Annotated in this window: 17 protein-coding genes; 9 read left to right on the top strand and 8 right to left on the bottom strand. The window is 35.0% G+C overall.

Going from position 1 to position 18,553, the window contains the following annotated elements; translation table 11 throughout:
- From radA to panC, 4 genes are all read right to left on the bottom strand, one after another.
- Entirely contained in the window at positions 1 to 1,377 is a 1,377-nt protein-coding gene (radA, locus tag ACHZAX_RS20385) for a DNA repair protein RadA (protein ID WP_320020351.1), read from the bottom strand.
- A 99-nt stretch (positions 1,378 to 1,476) separates the two neighbouring features.
- A complete protein-coding gene (gene rfaE2, locus ACHZAX_RS20390; RefSeq protein WP_101310494.1) occupies positions 1,477 to 1,974 on the bottom strand; it encodes a D-glycero-beta-D-manno-heptose 1-phosphate adenylyltransferase in 498 nt (165 codons plus the stop codon).
- Positions 1,975 to 2,166: 192 nt separating this feature from the next.
- Positions 2,167 to 2,517, bottom strand: coding sequence for an aspartate 1-decarboxylase (gene panD, locus ACHZAX_RS20395; protein WP_101310495.1), 351 nt, complete (start codon positions 2,515 to 2,517; stop codon positions 2,167 to 2,169).
- An 18-nt stretch (positions 2,518 to 2,535) separates the two neighbouring features.
- On the bottom strand, positions 2,536 to 3,375 hold the full coding sequence (gene panC / locus ACHZAX_RS20400; protein WP_320020352.1) for a pantoate--beta-alanine ligase: 840 nt from the start codon (positions 3,373 to 3,375) through the stop codon (positions 2,536 to 2,538).
- A gap of 193 nt (positions 3,376 to 3,568) precedes the next feature.
- Here panC and ACHZAX_RS20405 point away from each other — a divergent pair, with 193 nt between their 5' ends.
- Positions 3,569 to 4,378, top strand: a complete 810-nt coding sequence (locus ACHZAX_RS20405; RefSeq protein ID WP_101310497.1) for a glycogen/starch synthase — start codon at positions 3,569 to 3,571, stop codon at positions 4,376 to 4,378.
- 252 nt (positions 4,379 to 4,630) lie between these two features.
- Entirely contained in the window at positions 4,631 to 6,466 is a 1,836-nt protein-coding gene (glmS, locus tag ACHZAX_RS20410) for a glutamine--fructose-6-phosphate transaminase (isomerizing) (protein ID WP_320020353.1), read from the top strand.
- Between the two features lie 57 nt (positions 6,467 to 6,523).
- Here the strand turns inward: glmS and rfbB are convergent, their stop codons facing one another.
- Positions 6,524 to 7,579 carry a dTDP-glucose 4,6-dehydratase gene (rfbB, locus tag ACHZAX_RS20415; RefSeq protein WP_101310499.1) on the bottom strand — a complete coding sequence of 352 codons (1,056 nt, stop codon included), beginning with the start codon at positions 7,577 to 7,579 and terminating at the stop codon, positions 6,524 to 6,526.
- A 250-nt stretch (positions 7,580 to 7,829) separates the two neighbouring features.
- Here rfbB and ACHZAX_RS20420 point away from each other — a divergent pair, with 250 nt between their 5' ends.
- Entirely contained in the window at positions 7,830 to 8,774 is a 945-nt protein-coding gene (locus ACHZAX_RS20420; protein WP_320020354.1) for an HU domain-containing protein, read from the top strand.
- A 65-nt stretch (positions 8,775 to 8,839) separates the two neighbouring features.
- Here the strand turns inward: ACHZAX_RS20420 and metG are convergent, their stop codons facing one another.
- Complete coding sequence (gene metG / locus ACHZAX_RS20425; RefSeq protein WP_101310501.1) at positions 8,840 to 10,870, bottom strand: methionine--tRNA ligase; 2,031 nt, start codon at positions 10,868 to 10,870, stop codon at positions 8,840 to 8,842.
- Between the two features lie 204 nt (positions 10,871 to 11,074).
- On the opposite strand from metG, the gene ACHZAX_RS20430 reads away from it, so the two are divergent.
- Together ACHZAX_RS20430 and ACHZAX_RS20435 are read left to right on the top strand one after the other, a co-directional pair.
- The gene (locus ACHZAX_RS20430; protein WP_320020355.1) at positions 11,075 to 12,001 is read left to right on the top strand and encodes a S66 peptidase family protein; all 927 of its coding nucleotides are present in this window, start codon (positions 11,075 to 11,077) and stop codon (positions 11,999 to 12,001) included.
- A gap of 2 nt (positions 12,002 to 12,003) precedes the next feature.
- Positions 12,004 to 12,369, top strand: coding sequence for a YraN family protein (locus tag ACHZAX_RS20435; protein WP_101310503.1), 366 nt, complete (start codon positions 12,004 to 12,006; stop codon positions 12,367 to 12,369).
- Here ACHZAX_RS20435 and ACHZAX_RS20440 read toward each other — a convergent pair.
- A complete protein-coding gene (locus ACHZAX_RS20440) occupies positions 12,366 to 12,767 on the bottom strand; it encodes a response regulator (protein ID WP_320020356.1) in 402 nt (133 codons plus the stop codon). The genes ACHZAX_RS20435 and ACHZAX_RS20440 overlap by 4 nt on opposite strands.
- 226 nt (positions 12,768 to 12,993) lie before the next feature.
- Positions 12,994 to 14,748, bottom strand: coding sequence for an ATP-binding protein (locus ACHZAX_RS20445; RefSeq protein ID WP_320020357.1), 1,755 nt, complete (start codon positions 14,746 to 14,748; stop codon positions 12,994 to 12,996).
- A gap of 84 nt (positions 14,749 to 14,832) precedes the next feature.
- Here ACHZAX_RS20445 and ACHZAX_RS20450 point away from each other — a divergent pair, with 84 nt between their 5' ends.
- The 4 genes from ACHZAX_RS20450 (at position 14,833) to ACHZAX_RS20465 (ending at position 18,479) form a co-directional block, all read left to right on the top strand.
- The gene (locus ACHZAX_RS20450) at positions 14,833 to 15,189 is read left to right on the top strand and encodes an MmcQ/YjbR family DNA-binding protein (RefSeq protein ID WP_320020358.1); all 357 of its coding nucleotides are present in this window, start codon (positions 14,833 to 14,835) and stop codon (positions 15,187 to 15,189) included.
- 58 nt (positions 15,190 to 15,247) lie between these two features.
- Positions 15,248 to 16,429, top strand: coding sequence for a C1 family peptidase (locus ACHZAX_RS20455; protein ID WP_320020359.1), 1,182 nt, complete (start codon positions 15,248 to 15,250; stop codon positions 16,427 to 16,429).
- 204 nt (positions 16,430 to 16,633) lie between these two features.
- Positions 16,634 to 17,188: an RNA polymerase sigma factor gene (locus ACHZAX_RS20460; RefSeq protein ID WP_101310508.1), complete on the top strand. Its 555-nt coding sequence runs from the start codon at positions 16,634 to 16,636 to the stop codon at positions 17,186 to 17,188.
- A gap of 112 nt (positions 17,189 to 17,300) precedes the next feature.
- Positions 17,301 to 18,479, top strand: coding sequence for a FecR family protein (locus tag ACHZAX_RS20465; protein WP_320020360.1), 1,179 nt, complete (start codon positions 17,301 to 17,303; stop codon positions 18,477 to 18,479).
- Positions 18,480 to 18,553: the final 74 nt, after the last annotated feature.

The raw sequence follows: 18,553 nt of genomic DNA on the forward strand, positions 1-18,553 counted from the left end.
TTATCTGAAAAGGGTTTGGAATACTTCTCCAACCTTGCTTACCAAATGAATTTTTATTTTAAATTTTGAGGTGTCAAGACCTTTGGAATTGTGTTTTGGAATGAAAATTTGTTTGAATCCCAACTTCTCAGCCTCACTAATTCGTTGATCTATTCTACTAACAGGTCTAATTTCTCCGGATAAACCTATTTCCCCCGAAAAACAGACTTCCTTAGGAATAGAAATATCTGTACTCGATGATAGTACAGCAAGAATTACTGCCAAATCGATAGCAGGATCGTTTACTTTAATTCCTCCTGCAATATTTAAGAATACATCCTTGGTTGAAAGTTTGAATCCGGCTCGCTTTTCCAAAACGGCTAAAAGCATGTTTAAACGACGAAGGTCGAAACCGGTTGATGACCGTTGAGGGGTTCCGTAAGCTGCAGAACTGACCAAAGCTTGTATTTCTATTAAAAAAGGACGCATTCCTTCTATCGATGCAGAAATAGTTACACCGCTTAGGCTTTCATCTTCATGTGAAAGAAGAAGCTCTGATGGGTTCGATACTTCCCGGAGTCCGTTGTGCTGCATCTCATAAATTCCCATCTCGGAGGTGGATCCAAACCGATTTTTTGTTGACCGCAATATTCGATACATGTGGTTTTGATCTCCCTCAAACTGAAGTACTGTATCCACCATGTGTTCCAAAATTTTAGGGCCGGCTAAATTTCCATCTTTTGTGATGTGGCCAATTAAAATTACAGGCGTTGACGATTCCTTAGCAAATCTTAATAGTTGAGATGTGCATTCTCTGATTTGTGATACACTGCCAGGTCCTGCTTCTATTGATTCTGTCACAAGGGTTTGAATGGAATCAATAACTATAATATCCGGAGTGGTATTTTTTACATGAGAAAAGATATTCTCCATGGATGTTTCGCTAACAATCAGACAGTTTTCGTTATCGGAATTTATGCGGTTGCCACGCAGTTTTATTTGTTGGGCACTCTCTTCCCCCGACACATATAAGGTTGTATAGCTTTTTAAATTCAGGGCAATTTGAAGAGCAAGTGTTGATTTGCCAATTCCCGGCTCCCCACCAATTAATATTAACGATCCGGGAACAAGGCCTCCCCCAAGAACTCTATTTAATTCTCCGTTTTTGGTGTCGAATCGTGATGCTTCCGACGAAGATATTTCAGATATTTTTTGAGGTTTGTTTTTTTTGCTCTGTCCATTGATTCCTGCTATTGTTGATGCTGTTGATTTTACAACAACTTCCTCAACGAAGGAATTCCATTCTCCGCAAGAGGGACATTTTCCTACCCATTTTGTAGATTCTACTCCACAACTCTGACAAAACCAGGCGCTTTTTGTTTTTGCTTTGGTGGCCATGCGTAATCAATTAGTAATTATTAATTAACAATGATGAATTGTTTAGAATTCTTGAGATTTATAATTATTTAAAAAGTCTGGTTTGCTTCTTTTTAATCTCTATCCTTTTTCCTTTATTTTATTAATGATTCCGGTTGAAGAGAATCCTTCAATGAAATCAAGTGTTTTAATTTCTCCTCCTTTGGCTTTTACAATGTCGTATCCAACAATGTCTTCAGCATTGTAATCGCTTCCTTTAACCAAGATGTCAGGCTGAACAAAATTAATTAGTTCGTAGGGTGTTTGTTCGTCAAAGTAAATTACCATGTCTACAAAGCCTAATGATGCCAATAGAAAAGCTCTTGAATATTCATCAATAATTGGTCGGTCAGGACCTTTTAGTTTTTGAACGGAGGCATCAGTATTTAAACCAATAATTAGTTTATTGCCCATAGAGGCTGCTGAAGCTAAATAGTCTAGATGTCCGCGGTGAACCAGATCAAAACAGCCATTGGTGAAAACAATTTTATTTTCCTTGAATCTCCAGGTTTGAAGAAGGTTAAAGGCGTTTTTTTTATCAGATATGATTTTATTTTTTACAATATCAAGTTTATTCATTGGGCTGACTTTATTTAAAGCTAATAATTTACAAGTATAGAGTATCGGAAACAAAGTATCAAGAATCGTGATCAAATTGTTCAATCTCTATTCTGTAAGTAAATTTTAATATTTGAATCGTTTTAGAGTGGCAAGGCCATAAAAAAAGGGCTGATCGGTTAGAACAGCCCTGTACTTATTAAATACTGTAATTTAAATCAATTTGTTGGTAGCAGTATCAGGAAAAACCAAACTAGGTTCCCATAATTTTGCTTCCTCAAATTCCATAGATGCATAAGAGATGATGATAACAATATCACCAACAGCACATTTTCTGGCGGCAGGGCCATTCAAACAAATGGTTCCGGAGCCTCTTTCACCACGAATAACATAGGTTTCCAATCGTTCTCCGTTGTTTACGTTAACAATTTGAACTTTCTCATTTTCAATTAGATTGGCTGCATCCATTAAGTCTTCATCAATGGTTACACTTCCAACATACTGAAGATCAGCACCAGTTACTGACGCTTTGTGAATTTTCGATTTACAAACTTCAATGTACATATCGTTTTTTAACTAATTTTAAAAAGTAACGTTATCTATCAGGCGGGTTTTCCCAACCTGAACTGTAATACAACCTATCTTATTATTTGACTCATTCCAGTCGTTAATCACCTCAAGGGTTGTATCGTTAACAATCTCAAAATACTCGACTGAAAGATAATTGTTTTTATTGATTTCTTCAACAACCCATTCTTTCAATTGAGAAACACTTAATTCCGCGACTAAGTTACGAGCTTTAAATAAAGTTTCAGAGATTTTACAAGCATTTTTTCTCTGATCTTCAGAGAGCAAAACATTCCTTGAGCTCATCGCTAAACCGTCCTTTTCCCTGATAATAGGGCAGGGAACGATATTAACATTTAACTTAAGATCTTTTGTCATCTGCTTAATAACAGCTACTTGTTGGAAATCTTTTTGTCCAAAGTAGGCATTTTCAGGGCTTACGATATCGAAAAGTTTACTAACAACCTGAGCAACACCATTGAAATGACCTGGACGTTTTTTCCCTTCCATAACCCTGTCAAGCACACCGAAATCAAAAATTCTGGTGTCAGGTTCAGGATAAATTTCATTTACTTCCGGAATAAAAATTAGGTCTGGTTTGCAGGCCGAAAGTTTCTCCAAGTCCTCTTCAATAGTTCTTGGGTAAGTCAATAAATCCTCTGGATTATTGAACTGTGTTGGGTTTACAAAAATACTAACAACTGTAATATCATTGTTTTTTACAGATGTATCTACAAGAGACAAATGCCCCTTATGAAGAGCTCCCATTGTAGGAACAAATCCAATTGTTTTTCCTTCTGCCTTTAACTTGCTGATCTTACTTTTAATCTCAGCAACAAGCTTTACTGTTTCCATCCCTTGAATTGTGTCGGTAAAATCTAATTGATTTTTATTTAAGACTGCAAATAAAATAAATAAATATAAATTGGAGAAATATTAATTGCATTTAATTGTATTGTAGGAGCTTTAAGCTTCGCTTTCGGACAGGTATGTTAATTATTTTTACTAATTTTGCGCAGATAATCTGTATTATATTATTAGCGACTATATGGAAAAGACAAAAGTATTGTTTGTTTCACAAGAAATTACCCCTTATCTTCCTGAAACTGAAATGTCTGCAATAGGTAGATATCTACCTCAGGGAATCCAGGAAAAAGGAAAAGAGATCAGAACTTTCATGCCCAGATATGGATGTATCAATGAGAGAAGAAACCAACTACATGAAGTTATCCGCCTTTCGGGAATGAATTTAATAATTGATGATACAGATCATCCATTAATTATTAAGGTTGCCTCGATTCAAGCGGCTCGTATGCAAGTTTATTTCATTGATAATGAGGATTATTTTCATAGAAAAGAGATTCTGTTAGATGAAAACGGAGATGCTTTTGAGGATAATGATGAAAGAGCTATTTTCTTTGCAAGAGGGGTACTTGAAACAGTTAAAAAATTGAGATGGGCGCCGGATGTAGTACATTGTCAAGGTTGGTTCACCGGTTTGGTGCCTTTGTATTTGAAAAAATCATTCAATGAGGATCCGTTATTTACTGATACAAAGGTTGTTTTCTCCATGTATGATGATGAATTCTCAACAAAATTCAGCAGTCGGTTTAGAGAAAAGTCAATTATTGAGGGAGTTAGTCAGGAGGATGTTAGTATTTTAGAAGATGCGAGTTATGTTGCACTTCATAAATTAGCAATTGATCAGTCTGATGCCCTGATTATGGGAAGTCCTCAAATAAACGCAGAAGTGATGGCATATGCAGTTGCTTCAGGAAAACCTTTTCTGGAGTATAAGAACAAGGATGAATATGTGTTGGCTTACTCAGAACTTTATGACGAATTAGTAGCAGAATAGTTACTATTTACGATATATTCAAAAGGTGTATTTAAGCATTTGCTTACTTACACCTTATTTTTTTATTCTTTAATATACTTTAAGAAGTTTGGAGAGCTTTCTAACTTATCGTATTTTTAGCTGGATTTATGATAATTCAATCGGTGATGCCTGTTTTAACGCTAACTAATTGCTGGCAAGGCATGTATCTTTATTTGATGAATTGTTTTTTAACAAGTTTCGCGTGGTACCGAAACTGAAATATTTGTATTTATGTGTGGAATAGTTGGTTACATTGGGGATAAGCAGGCTTATCCTATACTCATTAATGGTCTTAAAAGATTAGAATACAGAGGGTATGATTCTGCAGGAGTTGCTCTTCGTACAAATCGGACTCAGGTATTTAAGTGCAAGGGAAAGGTTCAGGATCTGGAAAATCATGCCAAAGGAAATGATGTTTCGGGAACCATTGGAATTGGACATACCCGCTGGGCAACTCACGGGGAACCTAACGATGAAAATGCTCATCCTCATAGTTCGATGAATAACAAATTTGTAATTATTCATAACGGAATTATTGAAAATTACTCAACCTTAAAGGATAAGCTGATTAAAAGAGGATATGCTTTTCAAAGTGATACAGATACAGAAGTTCTGGCAAATTTGATTGAGTATATCTATTTGAAAGGTGAAGTTTCTGCAGAACTTGCAGTTCGATTGGCTTTAACAAAAGTGGTTGGAGCTTATGGTTTGGTTGTTATTTGTGATGATGAACCAGATAAATTAATTGCGGCCAGAAAAGGAAGTCCATTGGTGGTTGGAGTTGGAAACGGAGAATATTTTCTTGCTTCGGATGCCACACCTATTATTGAATATACTAATAGTGTTATCTATCTGAATGATAATGATGTTGCGATTATAAGCAGAGATGAATTGGTTTTAAAAACCATTCAGAATGACAAATTAACTCCCCATGTTCAACAATTGGATTTGGATATTGAGCAAATTGAAAAAGGCGGCTACGATCATTTCATGTTAAAAGAAATTTTCGAACAGACCAGCTCTATTTATGACACTATCCGGGGAAGAATTTCTACTACAAATAAAGAGGTATTTTTAGGTGGGATAAATGATGTTATTCCGCAATTGGTGAATGCCCGCCGAATATTAATTATTGGATGTGGAACATCATGGCACGCAGGAATGGTAGGGGAATACTTGTTTGAAGAATTTGCCCGAATTCCTGTTGAGGTAGAATATGCATCTGAATTCCGTTATAGAAATCCTGTGATATTTAAGGATGACATCGTTTTGGCGATTAGTCAGAGTGGTGAAACTGCCGATACCTTGGCTGCTATTAAATTAGCTAAAGAGGCTGGTGCTACTGTTCTTGGTATTTGTAATGTGGTAGGATCAAGTATTCCCCGTGAAACTCATGCGGGTGTATATACTCATGCCGGGCCGGAAATTGGAGTTGCTTCTACAAAGGCATTTACAGCGCAGGTTACCGTGCTAACCATGATGGCAATGCTTGTTGGATACCGCAAAGGAACTCTGGCTAAGGATGTATATGAAGAGCTTATTGCAGAATTTGCAAATCTTCCGGAAAAGATAAAAAGAATCCTGGATAAAGAAGATGACATTAAAGAATTATCGAAACAATACATGAATTCTACCAATGCTCTTTATTTAGGACGAGGTTTCCTATTTCCGGTAGCTTTGGAGGGAGCTCTAAAATTAAAAGAAATTTCCTACATACATGCCGAAGGATATCCTGCTGCAGAAATGAAACATGGACCAATTGCTCTTATCGATGAACAAATGCCGGTTTTTGTTGTTGCAACAAAGGATAAATCTTACGATAAAATTGTAAGTAATATTCAGGAAGTAAAGGCAAGAAAGGGACACGTTATTGCTATTGTTACTGAAGGCGATACTGTAATTAGTAAAATGGCCGATTTCGTGGTGGAAATTCCAGAAACCTTGGAACCATTGGCACCATTGTTAACGGTTATTCCTTTTCAGTTGATTTCTTATTATATCGCTGTTTACAGAGGCTGTAATGTTGATCAGCCAAGAAATTTAGCAAAATCTGTTACTGTAGAGTAACTTAAGATTTAAGAATTACAAATAGAGCGATGTGATTGTTTCACATCGCTCTTCTTTTTATCGGTTGGTATATTGTTGTTCGTAGAACTTTTCGTAGTCTCCCGACAGAATATTATTCATCCAGTCTGAATTTCGCAGATACCAGTCAATTGTTTGCTCAAAACCCTCTTCGAATTGGATGCTTGGCTGCCATCCCAATTCTTTTTTAATTTTTGTTGCATCTATAGCATAACGCTGGTCATGACCTGCTCTGTCCTTCACAAAAGTGATTAATTGCTGTGAACTTCCTGTTTCACGATTCAGTTTCTGATCCATAATATCACAAAGTTTTTTCACTAAATCCAGGTTAGTCCATTCGTTATCTCCTCCAATATTATAGGTCTCTCCAATCTTCCCATCATGGTAAATGGAATCAATTGCCAAAGCATGATCTTTTACAAACAGCCAGTCTCTTATATTATCTCCTTTGCCATAAATAGGCAATGGTTTAGAATTTTTAATGTTGTTTATTACCAACGGAATGAGTTTTTCAGGAAACTGATTTGCACCGTAATTATTGGAGCAATTCGACAATACAACCGGAAGTTTATAGGTGTGAAAGTACGCCCTCACCAAATGGTCTGAGCTTGCTTTTGAAGCAGAATACGGACTTCTCGGATCGTAAGAAGTTGCTTCGGTAAATTTCCCTGTTTTTCCTAAGGAACCGTATACTTCATCGGTAGATATGTGGTAGAATTTTTTGTCATCCATATCATTGGCCCAACATTCTTTAGCTGCATTAAGAAGGTTTACAGTTCCAACAATATTGGTCATAATAAAGGCTAAAGGATCTGAAATTGATCTATCAACATGAGACTCTGCGGCTAAATGCAGAACGCCATCAAATTTATAATTTTTAAAAAGGTTTGATACAAATGCCAGATCTGTTATGTCACCTTTTATAAAAGTGTAATTTACTTTGGAGTCGATATCTCTTAAATTTTCAAGATTCCCGGCATAAGTAAGTGCGTCAAGGTTAATGATTCGATAGTTTGGATATTTGTTTACAAACAAACGAACCACATGTGAACCAATAAATCCGGCACCTCCCGTAATTAATATATTTTTTTTCACGTTCAGATAATATTTATAGTTATTTCACCTTAAAATACTCATAATAATCTCAAGGGTAAAAAATATTGGAAACAGTTTATGTATTATTTTTAATGCTATCAAAAATACAATAGTTTATTGGAGAGTACCTCTTTCTGAATTGATGCATAATATATTTTTGTGTTGTGAAAAGCTTGGTTTATAGTTGATTACTTTTTTTTACGATAAATTCGATTTGAGTGGTGTATATTTTTGATTATATTTGTGTATTATGCTGGAAGTATCAAAATATATTAAAGATCTTTTATTTATTCACGATTGCGTGATATTACCTGGGTTTGGTGGCTTTGTTGCCAACTATAAACCTGCTAATATCGACGATAATTTGAATATTGTTTTTCCTCCGTCCAAAGCTATTGGATTTAACCGTAATTTATCGAAAAATGATGGTTTGCTGATTAATAGATTGGCTGAATCGGAAAATCTGAGTTATTCAGAGGCTGAAAAATCTGTTCAGTTTTTTACTGAAGATATCCGTGTTCGAATTCAGCGTGGAGAAAGAGTTGTGTTGGATCAGGTAGGATGTTTTTACAATGACAGAAGGCATAACATGCTGTTTGAGCCTTCAAAAGAACTTAATTATTTGGTAGATGCATTTGGTTTGGAGCAAATAGATCTTCCTAAACTATCCTTATCTACAGAAGAAAAAATTCATCCGGCAATTATATCTCAAGCTAAAGTAAGGACGCTTTTTACGACAAAACGTTTGTGGTATGTCGCAGCAGCTATTCCTTTTGTATTGACAATTGCCTTACTTCCAATGAATTCTGAACGTTCATTCTTTGGTAACGAAGCTTCTATGGGAATGATGGATGGCAAGAAAGAAATTACCGAGAAGATAGTTCAATTAAAACCGGTAATTTCCCCACCTGAAGAGATGGTTATATTTGAGCCAAAGCTTACAAAGGAAGTGAAACTGGATGAGTTGCGTGAAGGCAGATTTTATTTGATTTCGGGTAGTTTTACTTCGATGAAAAATGCAGAAATATTAAAACAGGAATTGATTTCTAAATCTTATCCTGCTGTCATAATTAAAAATAAAAATTTGTATTCCGTTGCGATCAATCAATTTGATAAAAGAGCAGATGCTGATCAATTTAAAAAGAAGGTAATTGCTAAGAATTCAAAAGCTTACTGCTGGGTTCTGAAAAAATAAAGATCTAAAAAAAAACGCTTTCCGATAGAAAGCGTTTTTTTTATCTTAAATTTTTAAGTCCTGAATTATCTGATTTCAGAACCTGGTTTTATGCTTTGGTCCGGAGAAACAAAAGATAATTTTCCATCGGCATCTTCAGCCATCAAAATCATCCCCTGAGATTCAATTCCTTTTAATTGTTTTGGCTCCAGATTCACTAATATACTCACCTGCTTACCAATAATTTCTTCAGGTTTGTAGTGTTCTGCAATGCCTGAAACAACAGTTCTTTGATCAATTCCGGTATCAACAGTTAGCTTTAAAAGCTTTTTTGTTTTTGCTACCTTTTCAGCTGCTGTAATTGTTCCAACACGAACATCCAGTTTCATGAAATCATCAAAGTTGATATTATCTTTTGCCGGTGCAACTACCTTTTTTTCTGCTTCGTTAGCTGCTTTTGTTGCCAAAAGCTTGTCTACCTGAGCTTGTATTGTTTCATCCTCAATTTTTTCGAAAAGTAAAGATGCAGTATTTATTTGATGATGATTTGCAATAACATTAGCACCAATATTTTCCCAGGCCAAAGTCCCGATGTTCAAAAATCCGCGAAGTTTGCTGGCTGTAAATGGCAAAAACGGCTCGATTAAGGTCGATAGATTGGCTGTAATCTGAAGACTAATATTCATGATCGTTTTTACTCTTTCTTCATCAGTCTTAATCAGTTTCCAAGGTTCGGTATCTGCTAAATACTTATTTCCCAGACGCGCTAAATTCATTGCTTCTTTTAATGCTTCACGAAAATGATAAGTTTCAAGATTCTTTTCAACTTGTTCTTTAAAGACAGGAATCTGGGCTAATGTTTCTTTATCGAAATCAGTTAATTCTCCTTGCGCAGGAATTATTCCATTGTAATATTTATGAGTAAGAACCAAAGCACGATTCACAAAGTTTCCTAAAATTGCAACCAGCTCATTGTTGTTTCTTGCCTGAAAATCTTTCCATGTAAAGTCATTATCTTTAGTTTCCGGAGCATTTGCGGTCAAAACATACCTTAAAACATCTTGTTTATCAGGGAATTCCTCTAAATATTCGTGCAGCCATACCGCCCAGTTTCTACTTGTCGAAATTTTGTCACCTTCCAGATTTAAGAATTCGTTGGCAGGAACATTATCTGGTAGTATATAAGATCCTTCAGCCTTAAGCATTGCCGGGAAAATGATGCAATGGAATACGATATTGTCTTTTCCAATAAAATGAACCATCTTCGAATCATCAGATTTCCAGTATTTTTCCCAGTCGGGAGTTAATTCTTTTGTAGCCGAAATATATCCAATTGGGGCATCGAACCAAACGTAAAGAACTTTTCCTTCTGCGCCCTCAGCAGGAACAGGAACACCCCAATTTAAATCGCGGGTTACTGCTCTTGGGTGCAATCCGGTATCCAACCATGATTTACATTGTCCGTAAACATTTGGTTTCCATTCTTTATGATCTTCGAGAATCCATTTTTTCAGATCATTCTCATATTTATCTAAAGGCAAATACCAGTGTTTGGTTTCTTTTAATTCCGGCTTATTTCCGGTAATTGATGAGGTTGGATTGATTAAATCTGTTGCATTTAATGAAGTTCCACAGCTTTCGCATTGATCACCATATGCTCCGTCGTTATTACAATGAGGACAAGTTCCGGTAATGTATCTGTCTGCAAGGAATTGATTCGCAATAGCATCGTAATATTGCTCACTTGTTTTTACGATAAATTCTCCTTTGTTATCTAAGGTCTTAAAAAATTCAGACGCAGTTTCGTGGTGTGTTTCTGAGCTTGTTCTGGAATAAATGTCAAAAGTAATTCCGAACTTCTCAAATGAATCTTTGATGATGTTGTGATATTTATCCACAACATCCTGCGGGGTAATGCCTTCCTTTTGTGCTTTAATAGTAATAGGTACACCATGTTCGTCTGAACCTCCAATTAGTAGTACATCTTCTCCTTTTATTCTAAGGTATCTTGTGTAGATATCTGCAGGAACATATACTCCAGCCAAATGACCAATATGAACCGGTCCGTTTGCATAAGGTAAAGCCGTGGTTACAAGTGTTCTATTAAATTTCTTCATTTGTGATTATATTTTTTCTTAAGGAATTGCCTTTTATTGTTTTGAGATGAAGGATTCCTCTGTTAATTTTGTTTACTGATTATTGTTTAAAACTTTGACCTTTGGTCGAATTGTTTGCAAAGATAAGATAGAATTGGCAAAAACGTAGTTATCCATTTGTATTTTATTCTTAATTTGTTCTTACTTCAAAAAAACTAAATAGATATGTATCAGCCGGCTGCTTTAGTAAAAGGAGATAAAATAGGAATCATCTCTCCTGCGGGAAAAATTAATCCTGAAAAAGTGGGAATTGCAGTCACTAGATTGGAAGAGGCGGGTTACAAAGTCGTTCTGGGAAATCATGTGTTTGATGTTGAAAACCAATTTGCAGGCAGTGATATGAATCGGTTGCGAGATTTTCAACTCATGTTAGATGATCCTGAAATAAAAGCTGTTCTTTGTGCCAGAGGTGGATATGGGAGTGTGCGAATATTAGAGCATTTAGATTTTGATCTGTTTATTCGCAATCCAAAATGGATTGTTGGATATAGTGATATTACTGTATTTCACAGCTATTTGAATAATATATTAGGCGTGGAAAGTTTACATGCGACTATGCCTGTTAATTTTCCTTCAATGAAGGAGAAGGAAGATAATTCACTATCAACTCTTTTGCATTCATTGGCTGGGGATTCGGAAAATTATGAAATTACTTCTCACGAATTAAATCGAAATGGTGTTACAGAGGGAGAATTAATAGGAGGAAATTTATCTATTCTTTATAGTTTACGTGGAACTGTAATGGATTTTGAACCGCATGGGAAAATTCTTTTTATTGAAGATGTTGGAGAAGAATTGTATCATTTGGACAGAATGATGAAGAATTTGAAAATGGGTGGTAAATTATCGGAACTTCAGGGATTGATTATTGGAGGTATGAGCGATATGAAGGCAGGAAATCCTGATTTTGGGAAAACTGCTTACGAAATTATTTTAGAGTCCATTGAAAATTATTCTTATCCGGTTGTCTTCGATTTTCCTGCCGGTCATATCATGGAAAATTGGGCGTTACCGTTTGGTAGATTTTTAAGGTTGGATGTAAGTGAAAAAGGAGCGAAGTTTACATGGGATAAATGTAAGGAAATGGAATAATTATGGCTGCACACAATGACTTAGGGAAAATGGGGGAAGACCTTGCCGCGAAGCACCTGCTTCAAAAGGGGTATAAAATTCTGGATCGCAATTGGATTTATCAAAAGAAGGAGCTGGATATTGTGGCGGTAAAAGATGATTTTTTGGTTGTTGTGGAAGTAAAATCAAGATCAACCGAATATTTTGAGCACCCGGCTGATGCCATTACACTCTCAAAAATTAAATTTTTGGTACGCGCAACACAGGGGTATGTCGATTCAAAAGAAATAGAACAAGAAGTACGATTTGATGTAATAAGTGTGATAAAACAAGATGCAGAATTTGTAATTGAACACATCGAAGATGCTTTTAGTGCACCTGTTGATTAATCGGCAAGATATTTATCGATAGTTGATAAAAGTTCCTCAAAACGAATTGGTTTTGAGAGATAATCGTCACAGCCGGCATCCAATATGCGTTCCTTGTCCCCTTCAAGTGCATATGCAGTTTGAGCAATGATTGGAATTTGTTTGTGATTTTTTTTGATTCTTCGTGTGGCTTCACAACCGTCCATTATAGGTAATCTGATATCCATTAAAATGACATCAATATCATCTGATTCTTCAATTATATCAACCGCTTCTTTGCCATTTTTTGCCCACAACAATTTCGACTCAGTTCTGCTTAAAGCTGCATCAAAAAACATGTTATTAATCTCTTCGTCTTCAACAATGAGAATTCGTTTGTTTTTCCAATTGTATTTTTGGGCGTAGCCAGTTTCTTCCATGAGTATATCTATTTCTTACTTTTCTGTGAACTAAATATACAAAATTGAGAGAAGTAAAAAAAAAATCATTTATATCATTGGGCAAAACATTTTTTAGGATTTATAAAAAGGCCTGTAAATATTGAACAAAATACAATTTTTATGAAGATAAAAAAAATTATGTCGTATTCATTTAGCCTGACAGTAGTGTTAAATTTTGGATGTTATCATGAATTTTTTTGTTTGATTAGTTTGGATTGATTAAATCGAAAGTGGCAGTGAATTGAAAAATGGAACCTGCCCGAGGATAACTGGTTACATTAATTTCCCCTTTCATTAACAACACTAACTGTTTGCAAATTGCAAGACCAAGCCCGGTTCCTCCATATTTTCTATTTGTGGAAGAGTCTACCTGACTGAATGATTTAAATAGTTTAGTAAGATCTTCAGGATCAATTCCAATTCCAGTATCCTCAACTTTAAAAAGAAGTTCTATCTCGGAGCAGGATTCAGATTTTTTTTCTATTTGCAGAGCAATACTTCCGTTGTTGGTAAATTTTATTGCATTGTTGATCAAGTTTGATAGAATTTGACGTAATCGAGTAGGATCACCCAAGAAATAAGGTATATCTCCATTAGTGTTAGTCGAAAATCTTAGACCTTTCTTAATTGCATTATTTTTATACAAATTCTCTACTTCATCAATAATACTGTATATATTGATGGGAAACTTTTCTAATTTTAGTTTGTGAGTTTCCATTTTAGAAAAATCGAGAATGTCGTTTAAAACAGAAAGGAGCTGATCTGAAGATTGCTGTAAAATACTTAGGTAAGACTTTTGTTCATTTGACAATTCGGTTTGGTTTAAAATTTCGGTTATGCCACATATACCATTCATCGGTGTTCTTATTTCGTGTGACATATTTGCCAAAAAGAGAGTTTTTGCATGGGTGTTTGCTTCGGCTTCTTCCTTTGCGAGTTTGTATTTGGTTGCTTGAGTTTCCAGTTCCTTTGAACGGGAAAAAATAAGCTTGCTTTTGTTATAGTTGTTGAGAACCAGCCATCCAAGAGCGATGAGGTTTATGTTGATAAATATGAAAATGAGAAGAAAAATTAGATTGGCGTTTTCACGATTTAGGTTTTCTGAGATTGAGCAGATTGAAGCGAAGGGTTCTTTTTTGAAATTGTATAACGGATGCATATTAATATCAAAATAATGCCCATCTATTTTAATGGTGAATATATGAGTGCCGGATAATGATGAATTGCTTAATTTTGAAGCAATGTTTTGTTTAATTTTGTGTAAGATGTTGGTGTGGATTTTTTGATTTCCTGCGATTGAGATTATTTCTTCTTTTTTTTGAAAATCATCTTCAGAGATCGTAAAATATTGTTCGGGATACAGTTGGTTTAAATTTTTAAGAATACTGGTTATAGGGTGAGAAATTTCAACAGTACCTACATGTTCACTTTTATAATTTAATGGGTATATTATCCGGTAACCGGTAAATTGTTTTCCATTTTCAAATCCTTTGATGCTGGTTTGTCGGATGTTCGCCAATTCAACTGAAAATTGATTGTCGAATAAATTAGTCCCAAATTGATTGATTTGGTTAAAGCAGATGAATTGTTCTCCATCCCGCAAGTGTATCTGAAATTCACTGATTCCCAATTCATTGAGTTTTTCGTAAATATTATCATACATATTGATGATACTGTCCCTAATCAGATTTATGTTCTTGGGTTTGCTTGAATAAACCCTTAGCATGGCATCTAGGAATTTATCGCTGTTAACCTCATAATTAAAAATGTAGTCTGATAATTCTTCTGAGTTGGTAGTCACACAATTAATATGATCTTTTAGCTCGGAAATTTTGGATTGATTGTAAACTGTTGAGGAAAGATTCTTTAAAATAATAAGTGAGCCAATTAATACCGCCCAGGTGATAATGAAAATTATTATTAGTCTGGGCCTCTCAAACCAAATATTTTGAATGCTCATGAAAATACGAAGTTAAACTTGTGCCCAAAAGTATTTATATTTGTTTGTCTCAGGTTTAAGTAAAACTTAACAAAGTATTAAATAATGAATATTGAAGAGTTACGGGAGTATTGTCTTTCAAAAACTGCAGTAAGTGAAGGATTTCCATTCGATGAAGAAACCTTGGTTTTTAAGGTGCTGGATAAAATGTTTTTGCTCACAAATATAACAGGTGAACTTCAAATGAATGTGAAGTGTGATCCCGAAAAAGCCATTGAGTTACGGGAGATGTATTCTTCGGTATTGCCGGGATATCATATGAATAAAAAATATTGGAATACTGTAGTGATAGATGGTAGTGTATCAGATCGGCAGCTGGAGCAATGGGTTGATGATTCGTATGATCAGGTTGTTGCTAAGATGACTAAAAAGAAACAGAATGAATTAATGAATTTGAAATAGACAAATTAATAAGTTCCTTTAGATTATAATATACTAACAACAAATACGTACTAAAACGATGAAGAAAACATTTTTAACAATCATTATTCTTGCCTTTTTTAGTGTTAATCTAACAATGGCGCAAGAAACAACGAAAGAAGAAAAGGTTTATTCTACTGTGGTAGATATTCCAACAACATCGGTTAAAAATCAGCAAAGTACAGGAACCTGCTGGTGTTTTGCAGGAATCTCGTATATCGAAACTGAGTTACTGCGCATGGGAGCTCCAGCAATTGATTTATCAGAAATGTATATTGTTCGGTTAGCTTATTCTCAGAAAGCCAAAAGGTATTTTCGTTATCATGGCAAAGGAAACTATAGTGAAGGCGGACAAGCTCATGATGTTCTAAACGTAGTAAAAGAAAATGGATTTGTTCCGGAAAGTGTTTATTCCGGGAATAAGTATGGCAGCGATTTTCACATTCATAAAGAGATGGTTCAATCGACCAAAGCTATGCTGGATGAGGTTATCAAAAATCCAAATAGAAAAATCACACCTGTTTGGGAGGAATCAGTAAATGCAGTGTTGGATACTTATATGGGAAAAGTACCAAGTAATTTTGAATTGGATGGAGTTAAATATACTCCTGTTTCTTATGAAGAAAAATTAGGCTTTAATCCGAAGGATTACATTGAATTGACTTCTTATAGTCATCATCCTTTTTATCAGAAAATTAACTTGGAGATTCCGGATAATTGGTCAGATGATTTGTATTATAATGTACCAATGGATGATATGATGGAGGTAATTAACTACGCTCTTAATAATGGCTTTTCAGTTTGTTGGGACGGCGATGTTAGTGAAAAAGGATTTTCCCATAGAAATGGGTATGCTGTTTTGCCATCAGAAAAAACGGTAGATATGACTGATTCTGAAATTGCAAAGTGGGAGAAAGATCTGGCAAAAGATGAAAAGGGAAATAGTAAAAAAGATATTGAGCCCGAAGTAAGTCAAGAGCTTCGTCAGGCCACCTTTGATGATTTTGAAACGACAGATGATCATTTGATGCATTTAACAGGAATTGTTAAGGATCAGTATGGAACGGTTTATTATAAAACAAAAAATTCCTGGGCTGAAAACAGCAATCAATTTGGTGGCTATTTAAACATGAGTGAAGCCTATGTGAAGCTTAAAACGGTTGCTGTAATGGTTCATAAAGATGCGGTACCTAAAGAATTGAAAAAGAAATTGGGCTTGTAATAAAGATTGGTAAATAAGTGAAAGGATGTTCTTTGGACATCCTTTTTTTCGTATCAGTAATTTAAAAATTTGAATTTTATTTTGCACGGGGAAAAGTGAATTTTAGAACGTTTAGGGAAAATACTTGGTTGATAATTAGCATTATTCTGAAAATAATTTATAATATTGTTAGCCCTGTTTTAATATTATTAACCACTACCAACTATGAAAACCTTCGATCAAACTTTCCTAAAGTTATTTAGGAATGGTAATCAGGACTCATTTAAAATATTGTACGACAAGTATTTTGATGCGCTGTTTCTGTTTGGTCATAAATATGTTTTGGCACAAGATGTTGTTGAAGATATAATTCAGGAAAGTTTTATTAAAATTTGGGAAAAAAGATCATCTTTTTATCATGAAGGGGCGATACGAGCATTTTTGTACAAAACAGTTCGTAATTCATGCTTAAATCAAATTGAACATCAAAAAGTCCGTAAATCTTACGAGGGGCAATCCGATAAAAATATCTGTGATGAGGATTACTTTCTTCATAATGTGATTGAAGAAGAAGTGAGTCGAATTATTAAGGAAACGGTTCATAAATTGCCTGAATCAGCCAGATTAATTTACTTATTAAGCTTAAAGGGATTAAAAAATGCTGAAATAGCTGAAGATTTGGATATATCTATCAATACTGTTAAGACACAAAAGCAAAGAGCAAGTAAATTTTTAAAAGAGAATTTAAAGAATTTGTTCTCGATTCTTTACTTCATTTAGAATTGAGTAGAAGCGAAATATTAAAAAGGGTGGTAAAAGTTAAAACTTTTGTCACCCTTTTTTTCATGTCGCCTGTTATAATAAATGTTAATCGCACACAGAAAATTGTAATATGACTAATTTACCATCTGGTTTTAAAATTGCAGATTTAATTGTGAAGAGGCTTGAGGGGAAGCTGAACGCAGAAGAAGAGCAATTTTTGGAGGAGTGGAAACATGCAGAAGAGGAAAATCTTGTGCTTTTTCATAAACTTGCTCAAAACCCGGAGAAACTGTACTTCAAGAAAGAAGCAAAACTTGAAAGTGCAAATAAAGAAGATGTTTGGAGGCAAATACAAACTAAAGTACGAAGAGACAGGCGAATTCAATTAAAGCAACAGGTAATGAAGATTGCTGTGATGCTGATTGTTGCCGTAGGTGTTGGAGGCTTTTTGTATACTATTAGCAACAATTCTGTTCACAATGAGCCCATTGCGATTTTGCCTGGTAAAAATCAAGCCCTGCTGGTATTAAGTGGTGGTGAGAAATATCAGTTGAGCGAAAAAGTTAATCTGGAAGAAAAAGGGATACAGATATCCAATAATTCGAAGGAGTTGGTTTATAGTAAGGTTGCAGAAAAGGTGAGTGAGGAACGGCTGACATACAATACCATTATTATTCCCAAAGGAGGTGAATACAAGCTGACTCTTGCTGATGGAACTAAGATTTGGTTGAATTCTAATTCTAAATTGAGATATCCTTCGCAGTTTGGCACGGGAGTTCGAAAAGTACAATTGGAAGGGGAAGCCTTTTTTCAGGTGGCAAAAGACAAGGAACATCCATTTATTGTTGATGTAACTACTGCTGAGGTTAAAGTTTTGGGAACGTCTTTTAATGTAAATGCATATAATGATCAGGATGAGATTTTCACGACTTTGGTTGAAGGCAAGGTTGAGGTTAACGATGATTTTCGTGGTACTAGTCAGAAATTAGTACCGAATGATCAATTGTGTTTTAATAAATTGAATGGTAAAACTTCAAAAAAGATTGTTGACACAAGATTATATACGGCATGGAAAGACGGACGTTTTGTTTTCGAAAACAAAAGCTTGGAGGATATAATGATTAGACTGTCGCGATGGTATGATGTTGATGTGTTTTTCCTGACCAATTCAATAAAACATTTAAAATACACAGGAGATGTTGCCCGTTATGATAATATTAACAGCATTCTTGATATGATAGAAGTAACTGAAAAAGTAAAATTCACAATAAAGGATCGTAGTGTTATGATCGAAGAAAATTGCAAATAAAAAAAGCCGGAGTTTGCAGCCACAAACCCCGGCAAAGTCAATAAACATTTCTTTTTGAGGAGAAATGTAGTACT

It is taken from the genome of Labilibaculum manganireducens (assembly GCF_963665805.2).
In the GTDB taxonomy this organism is placed as follows: Bacteria; Bacteroidota; Bacteroidia; order Bacteroidales; family Marinifilaceae; genus Labilibaculum; species Labilibaculum manganireducens.